The 2,149-nt window shown below is 62.3% G+C and carries 4 protein-coding genes and 1 pseudogene; 1 reads left to right on the forward strand and 4 read right to left on the reverse strand.

The window, feature by feature from the left end:
* Window positions 1-97: 97 nt before the first annotated feature.
* The 4 genes and pseudogenes from OVY01_RS22830 to tnpA form a co-directional block, all read right to left on the reverse strand.
* Window positions 98-322 (reverse strand): annotated as a pseudogene (locus OVY01_RS22830) (transposase domain-containing protein); the annotation flags it as partial.
* Entirely contained in the window at window positions 322-837 is a 516-nt protein-coding gene (locus tag OVY01_RS22835) for a transposase (RefSeq protein ID WP_267849938.1), read from the reverse strand. The pseudogene OVY01_RS22830 and the gene OVY01_RS22835, both read right to left, overlap by 1 nt.
* A 74-nt stretch (window positions 838-911) precedes the next feature.
* Complete coding sequence (tnpB, locus tag OVY01_RS22840; RefSeq protein WP_267849939.1) at window positions 912-1,256, reverse strand: IS66 family insertion sequence element accessory protein TnpB; 345 nt, start codon at window positions 1,254-1,256, stop codon at window positions 912-914.
* Window positions 1,253-1,645: an IS66-like element accessory protein TnpA gene (gene tnpA, locus OVY01_RS22845; RefSeq protein ID WP_267849940.1), complete on the reverse strand. Its 393-nt coding sequence runs from the start codon at window positions 1,643-1,645 to the stop codon at window positions 1,253-1,255. The genes tnpB and tnpA overlap by 4 nt, the downstream gene beginning before the upstream one ends.
* Before the next feature lie 269 nt (window positions 1,646-1,914).
* Here tnpA and OVY01_RS22850 point away from each other — a divergent pair.
* On the forward strand, window positions 1,915-2,149 hold a 235-nt coding region (locus OVY01_RS22850; RefSeq protein WP_267849861.1), incomplete at its 3' end, for a transposase.

Here is a 2,149-nt window from a genome sequence, read left to right on the forward strand (position 1 = left end):
CATCTTGCTTGGTGGATTTGGCTGAGTTCGGGCTAGATGAAGCGTGGGATGCCCGCCCGTTAGGTCCCCACTTATTTTCGTAAGCGGGGACCTATTTTCAGACGCGCGATGACGCGGGAGTTGAACCCATCAGCGTCCACGGCAGTAGATCATCGATCTGGTTGACCGGATGATCGGCGATGCGCGTGAGCACCTCGCGCAGATATGCCTCGGGGTCCAGGCCGTTGAGTTTGGCTGTGCCGATGAGGCTGTACATCGCCGCCGCCCGGTGGCCACCGGCATCCGAGCCCGCGAACAGATAGTTTTTACGCCCAAGCGCAATCACTGGGTCATTCTGCGCATATCGCGCAAGAAGTAGAAGTCTTCTACAGGTGGCATCCATTGTATGGACGCCGGGTGAGGCGTCAGTACAGCGAACAGCGAGCCACTGGCGAAGTGGTGCACGTTGAGGCTTCGGCAGGCATCGTGATCGTTGTGCCAGCGTGGATGCTTAACGCTGCACTGATCGTGCGGGGGCGCGTGATCGATCGTCTCACGCGGCAGATGCTCGGGCAGGGGCTTGCGCGTGCGTTGGGTCCGCTCGATGGCCTCGGGCGTTTGCGGAGGCGGATCCTCACCCTTGTCGAGCAGCACCTCCTCGAGCTTGAGCTCGAGTTGCCCGACCTCCTGTTCCATCTTCTCGGATTTACGGCCGTACATCGCCCGCCGTAGCGCCGCGATCTGGATCTGCAGGTTCTCGATGAGCAACGAGCGCACGTCGGCGGCCACTTCGAGCGCGCGGACCTCGCCGCTCAGGCGCTCGACCATGCGTTTAAGCGCCTCGACGTCGTCGGGCAAGGGATCGGGAGGGGGACGTGACGCGGCCATGGCCGCCATGTTACCGGCGCCGCGGGACGTTTACAACCTCCGCCTCACGCAGCCAGCGTCGGGGCGGTGCGTACCGTGTGGCGCCAGTCGATGCCCTCAAGCAGCATCGCGAGCTGCGCTGCGGTCAAATGCACGCCACCGGTGGCAACTTGGGGCCAGACGAAGCGCCCGCGCTCCAGACGTTTGCTCAGCAGACACAGGCCATGGCCGTCCCACCAGAGCACTTTAATGAGATCGCCGCGGCGCCCGCGGAAGACGAACACGTGGCCGCAGAAGGGGTTCGAGGCAAGCGTGTTCTGGACGATGGCGGCCAGGCCGTTGAAGCCCCGGCGCATGTCGGTGGCACCGGCGATCAGCCAGACCTGCGTGCCACCGGGCAGACCGATCAACGTGCGCCTCGTAGATGAGCCAGCAGCAAGCACCACGCGCCCTCATCAACCGTGCCACGCAGCACGATCGTGTTCGCCCCCTGCCGCCACTCGATCTCGCCTGACACGGGCGGGGTGGCCCCAGGCTGAGACGCCGCGAGCGGCGCGGGTTCGATCATCCTGACGGGTACCAGTGCGGGCAACGGCATCGGACTGGCACCCGTATCCAATAAATTCTCGCGCCGCCACCGGGCAAGCTGGTTCGTGTTGAGGCCGTTGGCTAACGCCACCGCGGCCATCGAGACGTCGGGGCGCAACGTCTGTTCCACCAACTCCCGCTTGAACGTCTTACTGAAGCGTCGACGTGCTGTCGACGGCTTGACCTCGACTACATCCGGCTCTTCTCTCATCGCATCCGACTCCGTTATGAAATCGGCAATCCTCGCGCTTTTAGATCGGACGGAGAAGATGTACTGGCTGGACGCTTACGTTGCTGATTCTGTTTTTTCCGTCGCTAAAATGATCCTATCTGACGGCCGCCGGGCGCGGAAGCTTGAATTTCAATGGGGAAGATCTTATGACCGAGGAAATCACTAACTTTGACCCAGCAGACTACCTGACCATGCCTCGAAACGACGTACAGCAGAGATGTTGGATAATCTGTTGAACGGAGGTCGAGATGGTCGAAAAGAACGTACCGAATCGTCGCTACACCGAGGAATTTCGCACGGAAGCGGCAAGGTTGGCCAATTCTGTAGGGCATAACGAGGCGGCACGCCGCCTCGGGGTACCGGTGGCGACGATAGGCAACTGGGCACGCAAGCAGCAGCGTAATGGCGTGGCGGGCGTCTCTGGCGCAGCCCCGGCCGCCACCCGCGTGAAGCTGGGTGTGTCGGAGATGGAGGCCGAGATCA

It is taken from the genome of Robbsia betulipollinis (assembly GCF_026624755.1).
GTDB lineage: Bacteria > Pseudomonadota > Gammaproteobacteria > Burkholderiales > Burkholderiaceae > Robbsia > Robbsia betulipollinis.